This window comes from Parabacteroides sp. AF17-28 (assembly GCF_003479205.1).
Classification (GTDB): domain Bacteria; phylum Bacteroidota; class Bacteroidia; order Bacteroidales; family Tannerellaceae; genus Parabacteroides; species Parabacteroides acidifaciens.
The window spans coordinates 57,359-64,031 of sequence record NZ_QUGV01000031.1 but is presented as its reverse complement, the minus strand read 5'-3'; the positions used below and the strand labels follow the sequence as shown (position 1 = coordinate 64,031).

The following is a 6,673-nucleotide window of genomic DNA, read 5'->3' as shown; positions in this document are numbered from 1 at the left end:
AGATATTCCAAGAAAGTTAATGAAGTTCCCCCCAAGAAATATCGGGTGAGCCGGTAAGACACTGAAATTATTATATAAATTCGCTATTGCCATATTGGGTTGTTCCATTCCGATCAGGTGGTATTGGTATTCTTTCTTGTTAAAACCGGAAAGCATAACCTGTTCATCTGCAATAAATTCATGATTTATGCTGATCTCTTTCTTTAACCACCAGGCAAATGGATTGATCCAGCAAATAATGCAGACGATTTCACTCAGAAGTATGTCGGCTGAATGCCATTGACAGACGTGTGTGCGTTCGTGTACCAGAATGTCATCAAGCTTTTCCCCGTAATCCTGGGAAGGAGAAATAAAAATCCATTTGAAGAAAGAGTAAGAACTTTCATCTTTTGGAAGGAGGCAAATCCGGATGCCGTTTAATGTGATTTTCCGGCATTTCTTGTATAGCCGGCAAACCGTGAATAGCTCTGCCAAACATCTGAATAGTAAGATACTTGCTCCTGCCAGCCAGATTAATTGCATAACTGTAAGCCCGGTCTCTTTCCAACCTGTGGTAGAAGTGATTTCGTGGTTAGGCATTGTAATGGTCTCTTTTGGCAGCAAAACAGAATAGTAACTGACTATATCCGCCACACTTGTCTGACCAGCCAACCAGCCGCTTAAATCCGGTAGAGGATACAAGAATGCAATCAAGTAAATCGACAATAAAACACCTCTGCGCAACCTGAAGAACGTGTCTTCACGGAACAGGAGGCGATAGCAGACATATAAGAGTGCCAATGCCAGGTTTACTTTCAGAAAATAAATGAGTACCGGAGTTATCATACTGATTTCTTTTGTGTTGATTATTCTTCTTTCTCAATCTGATCCATTAGCTCCTGCAAGTCGCTTTTAGACAGTTTGCGGTCGCGGACAAAGAAAGAAACCATTTCTTTGTAAGAACCTGTAAAATAGTTACGGACAACATTAGACATGAAAGTTCGCTTGTAGTCAGTCTCTTTCACCCGGGGAAAAAATTGGGTGATCGTTCCGAACTTCTTCGGAGTGACATATTTTTTCTTTTCCAGATTGCGTACAACCGATGCTACACTGGTATATGGAGGGCGCGGTTCAGGCATTTCATTCAGTATGTCACGGATGAAACAGGGGCCCAGTTTCCATATATACAACATAATGTCTTCTTCTTGTGATGTCAGTCTTTCCATTGTTTTATTATTTAAATAACAAACTACTATGTTTTCGCAAATCTACTAAATCTAAGTAGATGAGCACTGCTTTGAGTCGTAATTATTGTTAACAGATCGAATTATCCTTCCGTTTGTTCATTTTCTATATAGGATTTTTTGAACTTTTGTCTCTATATTTTTATATTCGATCTGTGGGAAGGTTGTTTTTGAGGGCGTCGGAAACATTAATGAGGACGTCGAAAATATTAATGACATCCTCGAAAACATTTATGAGGGCGTCATTAATAGATTTTCTGCAGATTAAAGTATTGGTATAATCTCTGCTTTTACGTATCTTTGCACTTCGGACAAAAAACGTATCGGATGATAGATTTCAATGTGATACCATCCCCATGTTATGTGATGGAAGAAGAATTGCTTCGCCGTAATTTATCGCTTATAAAAGGCGTGAAGGAGCGGGCTGGTGTAAATATAATTTTAGCTTTTAAGGCATTTGCAATGTGGAAGGCATTCCCGATTGTGCGTGAATATATTCCATATTCAACGGCCAGTTCAATCTATGAGGCTCAATTGGCATTTGAAGAAATGGGCAGTCGGGCGCATACCTATTCGCCGGCTTATACGGAAGCGGATTTCCCTACAATCCTGAAATACAGTAGCCATGTGACATTTAATTCGCTTTCGCAGTTCCAGCGGTTTTATCCGATGGTGCAGGCTGACGGAAACCGGGTGTCGTGCGGTTTGCGGATTAATCCCGAGTATTCGAAAGTGGAAACGGATTTGTATAATCCCTGTGCACCGGGTTCGCGGATGGGTGTAATCAGTGATCTGCTGGGCGACAAGTTGCCGGAAGGAATCGAAGGGTTGCATTTTCATACCTTGTGCGAATCGTCTTCTTACGATTTGGAAAAAACATTAGGAGAGGTGGAAAAGCGTTTCGGTCGTTTCCTGCCACATATCAAATGGTTGAATATGGGCGGCGGGCATTTGATGACGCGGAAAGATTATGATACGGAGCATCTGATCGCTCTTCTACAGTCGTTTAAAGCCCGGTATCCGAACCTTGAGATTATAATGGAACCGGGAAGCGCATTTGCCTGGCAGACTGGTTTTTTATTGACGACTGTTGTGGATATTGTTGAGAATCACGGCATCAAAACGGCTATTATTGATGCCTCGTTTACCTGTCATATGCCGGATTGCCTGGAAATGCCTTATAAGCCTGCCATTCGCGGAGCCAGTGAGCCGGTAGAAGGGAAACCGACCTATCGTATCGGAGGAAATAGCTGTCTGAGTGGTGATTATATGGGAGACTGGTCGTTTGACCAGCCGTTGAAAGTGGGCGACCGTTTGATATTTGAGGACATGATTCACTATACGATTGTCAAAACGTCGATGTTCAATGGAATCCCGCATCCGTCCTTAGCTTTGTGGAGCAAGGATGATGCGCTTGTGATGTATCGCCGGTTCGGTTACGAAGATTACAAAAACCGGATGAGCTAAGGATTTGTCGATTGTCTATTGTCAATTATCAATTATTTAGTAATTTAGCGCACTCGTTTCTAATAGGAATAAATTAAGCAGTAAGATATGGGCATTTTTAACTTTTTCAGTAAGGAAAAAAAAGAGACTCTGGATAAAGGGTTATCAAAGACAAAAGAAAATGTATTTTCCAAGATTACCAGAGCCATCGCCGGCAAGAGCAAGGTGGATGACGAAGTGCTGGACAATCTGGAAGAGGTTTTGATCACGTCCGATGTCGGCGTAGATACAACACTGAAAATCATTTCCCGTATCGAAGACCGTGTGTCGAGAGATAAGTATGTGACAACTGCCGAGCTGACTGCTATCCTGCGTGAAGAAATTGCCGCCCTGCTGACCGAAAACCATACGGAAGACTTGGAGTCGTTTACGGTTCCGGAAGATAAAAAGCCGTATGTTATCATGGTTGTTGGTGTAAATGGCGTGGGCAAGACCACTACGATCGGCAAGTTAGCTTATCAGTTCAAGAAAGCCGGAAAGAATGTTTACCTCGGAGCGGCCGATACATTCCGTGCGGCAGCCGTCGAGCAATTGGTGATTTGGAGCGAACGGGTAGGAGTGCCTATCGTGAAACAGAAGATGGGATCGGACCCGGCTTCTGTGGCTTTCGACACATTGAGTTCTGCGAAGGCGAATGGTGCCGATGTTGTCATTATCGACACGGCTGGCCGTTTGCATAACAAGATCAACCTGATGAACGAGCTGACCAAGATCAAAAACGTGATGAAGAAAGTGATTCCGGATGCTCCCCATGAAGTATTGTTGGTGTTGGACGGTTCTACCGGACAGAATGCGTTTGAGCAGGCCAAGCAGTTTACAGCGGCAACTGAAGTGAATGCTTTAGCTGTTACCAAGCTGGACGGGACTGCCAAAGGCGGTGTCGTGATTGGTATTTCAGACCATTTCCGCATTCCGGTTAAATATATCGGTTTGGGTGAAGGCATGGAAGACTTGCAGGTATTCAACAGAAAAGAATTTGTGAACTCCCTCTTCGGAGAATAAATATGCGGAAAAATAAAGTCGATATTATAACATTAGGTTGTTCGAAAAACCTGGTGGATTCAGAACAACTTATGCGCCAATTCGTGGCAAACGGTTATGCCGTTGAACACGATCCACATAAAATTAACGGTGAAATCGTAGTCGTAAACACTTGCGGCTTTATCGGTGATGCACAAGAAGAGTCGATCAATATGATCCTTGACTTGGGTGAAGCGAAGAAAAAAGGAAAGATCGGTAAACTATTCGTAATGGGATGCCTGTCCGAACGCTTCCTGAAAGACCTGGAAAACGAATTGCCGGAGGTCGATCATTTTTATGGAAAGTTTAACTGGAAGGAACTGCTGAACGATTTGGGTAAATCCTATCATCATGAACTGGCTTCCGACCGTGTGCTGACAACTCCCCGGCATTATGCCTATCTGAAGATTGCGGAAGGGTGTAACCGTACTTGTTCCTATTGTGCCATTCCGATCAGTACGGGGCATTATCAGTCTGTTCCGATGGAAGATATCGAGCAGGAAGTCCGCTTGTTGGTGGAGCAGGGGGTGAAAGAGTTCCAAGTGATTGCGCAGGATCTGACTTATTACGGTCTTGACCTGTATAAACGTTATGCGCTGCCCGAATTGATAGAACGTCTCTCCGATATTCCAGGCGTGGAATGGATTCGCCTCCATTATGGATATCCTTCCCATTTCCCTTATGATTTGCTGCGGGTTATGCGTGAACGCGATAATGTCTGTAAATATATGGATATCGCGTTGCAACATATCAGCGATCCGATGCTTGCAAAAATGCGCCGGAACATCACGAAAGAAGAAACTTATGCGTTGATACGGCGGATGCGCGAGGAAGTTCCCGGCATCCATTTACGGACAACCTTGATGGTTGGCCACCCGGGTGAAACGGAACAGGATTTTGAAGAGTTGGTAGCCTTTGTGAAGGATGTACGTTTCGAACGTATGGGAGCTTTTGCTTATAGCCACGAAGAAGGAACCTATTCCTTTAAACATTATACCGATGACATCGATCCGGGTGTAAAGCAAGATCGTCTGGATTATTTGATGCGCATCCAGGAAGGTATTTCGGCAGATATAAATGCATCCAAGATCGGAAAAGAGTTTAAAGTGATAATCGACCGTGAAGAGGATGACTTTTATGTAGGCCGTACGGAATTCGATTCGCCGGAAGTCGATCCGGAGATTCTTGTTACCAAAGAAAAGGTACTGACTCCCGGACAGTTCTATAACGTACAAATAGAAGACGCTCAAGCCTTTGATTTGTACGGAAAAGTGCTTTAATATGATATAAAAACTGCAAAGAAGTTTGCCAGTTTACGAAAAAATAACTAATATAGCTGCATAATCTATTAATGGATGCGGATATGAAGAATAAGGAACTGATTACCGAACTTGCCTCTCGTTTGGGATGGACTGCACAGGAAGTTACCGATACACTTTCTGTTTTAAGTTCTGTGGTCAGTTCCCGTTTAGTAGATAACGACATTGTTTACCTGCAAGGGTTCGGTCAGTTTGAAGTGAAAAAGAAGGCGGAGCGTATCTCTGTCAATCCTTCGAACGGAAAGCGTTATCTGGTGCCTCCAAAACTCGTTCCGGTATTCAAGCCGGGAACTACCGTGAAGAATAAACTTAAAGAATTAAGCGAACATGAATAACCGGCTGACCATACAGGATTTGGCAGGTTTGTTAGCCGAATATACAGGGAAAGACAAGAACAGCACCGAACGTTTTCTGAGAGAATTTATAGCGGTTGTTTCGGATGGCGTCTATGCCGATAAGCTTGTGAAGGTGAAGGGGCTCGGTACATTCAAAATCATTCCTGTGGAGAAGCGTGAAAGTATCCATGTGAATACGGGTGAACGTTTCGTTATTCCGGAACATTATAAGTTTTCCTTCCTCCCCGATAAAGATTTGCGGGAACTTGTCAACAAGCCTTTTTCTTTTTTTGAGACAACCGAATTAGGTGAGAACGTTGATTTTACCGATATGGATGTGAGCGCTGACGGGACGGAAGAAAAGGAGACGGAAGACGAATCGGTAGAAGAGGTGATGCCGGAAGAAAAGCGTTTGCCACAGGAAAGAGATGTCTCGCAGGAAGATTCTGTCCCTGTCGAGCAACCTGATAGCTCTCTTGAGGAACCGGCTGCCCCGTTCCCGCACTCGATGCGGGATCGCGAGGAAACAGACGATATCGTTCTTGATAATACAGATAATAATGTAGCTCCTGATCCTGTCGAGGCGGAAGACAGGCAGCCACTTTGCGATCCCGCGTCAGGCGCGGGAACGGGCAAGTCCCGTACAAAGCGGAACATGGCAATTTGCGTATTCGTGCTCTTTTTGATTGCCTTTAATGTGTGTCTTTATCTGAACCGCAGCCATTTCTTCGAAGAGGAAAAAGAAACTTCCGTTTTAAAGGAAGATACAACCTCTTCAAAAGAAGACAAATCATGGATGCTCAAACCGGAAGAGGTTAAAAAGCGCATGGGAGTTGCCCAAGTGGATTCTGTGCGACAAGATACGACTCAAGTCACGACTCAAACGACCGAAGCAAAGCCGGAAACCACTTCTCCAAAAGTAATCGCCCGTGTCAAAATAGAACCGGGTAGCCGCCTGACTCTTATTTCGTTGGATTATTACGGTAGCAAGATTTTCTGGGTATATCTGTATGAACACAATAAAGCTATTATAAAAGATCCGAACAATATACCTATCGGCACTGTTATCGAAGTGCCTGCTCCTGAGCTGTATGGTATTAATCGCCGCGACCGTGCTTCCGTGGAGAAAGCTGCAGCCCGCCAGACCGAGATTCTGAGTGGCCAACTGTAATAAAAACGCTCCCGTTTAAGTAAAATAAAACAAAATACTTCCGAGCAGGTTAGTATTATTTAACTGCGAAAGTGTAGAATACGAATTTAACATTTCTAA

At 43.8% G+C, this 6,673-nt stretch carries 7 protein-coding genes; 5 read left to right on the top strand and 2 right to left on the bottom strand.

From position 1 onward, the window contains the following. A partial coding sequence (locus DWW90_RS18055; RefSeq protein WP_147382449.1) for a M56 family metallopeptidase occupies nucleotides 1–825 on the bottom strand: 825 nt, incomplete at its 3' end. Nucleotides 826–845: 20 nt separating this feature from the next. Next, entirely contained in the window at nucleotides 846–1,205 is a 360-nt protein-coding gene (locus DWW90_RS18050) for a BlaI/MecI/CopY family transcriptional regulator (protein WP_115500314.1), read from the bottom strand. 345 nt (nucleotides 1,206–1,550) lie between these two features. Between DWW90_RS18050 and nspC the strand changes: the two genes are divergently transcribed. The 5 genes from nspC to DWW90_RS18025 all read left to right on the top strand — a co-directional run bounded on the left by nspC (nucleotide 1,551) and on the right by DWW90_RS18025 (nucleotide 6,574). After that, entirely contained in the window at nucleotides 1,551–2,690 is a 1,140-nt protein-coding gene (nspC, locus tag DWW90_RS18045) for a carboxynorspermidine decarboxylase (RefSeq protein WP_122345983.1), read from the top strand. A gap of 87 nt (nucleotides 2,691–2,777) precedes the next feature. Next, the gene (gene ftsY / locus DWW90_RS18040; RefSeq protein ID WP_115500312.1) at nucleotides 2,778–3,731 is read left to right on the top strand and encodes a signal recognition particle-docking protein FtsY; all 954 of its coding nucleotides are present in this window, start codon (nucleotides 2,778–2,780) and stop codon (nucleotides 3,729–3,731) included. Between the two features lie 2 nt (nucleotides 3,732–3,733). Next, the gene (gene rimO, locus DWW90_RS18035; RefSeq protein ID WP_122345982.1) at nucleotides 3,734–5,029 is read left to right on the top strand and encodes a 30S ribosomal protein S12 methylthiotransferase RimO; all 1,296 of its coding nucleotides are present in this window, start codon (nucleotides 3,734–3,736) and stop codon (nucleotides 5,027–5,029) included. A gap of 83 nt (nucleotides 5,030–5,112) precedes the next feature. Next, entirely contained in the window at nucleotides 5,113–5,403 is a 291-nt protein-coding gene (locus tag DWW90_RS18030; protein WP_122345988.1) for an HU family DNA-binding protein, read from the top strand. Next, entirely contained in the window at nucleotides 5,396–6,574 is a 1,179-nt protein-coding gene (locus DWW90_RS18025; RefSeq protein WP_122345981.1) for an HU family DNA-binding protein, read from the top strand. Before DWW90_RS18030 ends, DWW90_RS18025 begins: the two co-directional genes overlap by 8 nt. Nucleotides 6,575–6,673 lie beyond the last annotated feature (99 nt).

Excerpts from the sequence above, each read along its gene's own strand:
- DWW90_RS18030 (WP_122345988.1), top strand. The coding sequence starts at position 5,113 with ATGAAGAATAAGGAACTGATTACCGAACTTGCCTCTCGTTTGGGATGG.
- nspC (WP_122345983.1), top strand. The coding sequence starts at position 1,551 with ATGATAGATTTCAATGTGATACCATCCCCATGTTATGTGATGGAAGAA.
- DWW90_RS18025 (WP_122345981.1), top strand. The coding sequence starts at position 5,396 with ATGAATAACCGGCTGACCATACAGGATTTGGCAGGTTTGTTAGCCGAA.
- ftsY (WP_115500312.1), top strand. The coding sequence starts at position 2,778 with ATGGGCATTTTTAACTTTTTCAGTAAGGAAAAAAAAGAGACTCTGGAT.
- rimO (WP_122345982.1), top strand. The coding sequence starts at position 3,734 with ATGCGGAAAAATAAAGTCGATATTATAACATTAGGTTGTTCGAAAAAC.
- DWW90_RS18050 (WP_115500314.1), bottom strand. The coding sequence starts at position 1,205 with ATGGAAAGACTGACATCACAAGAAGAAGACATTATGTTGTATATATGG.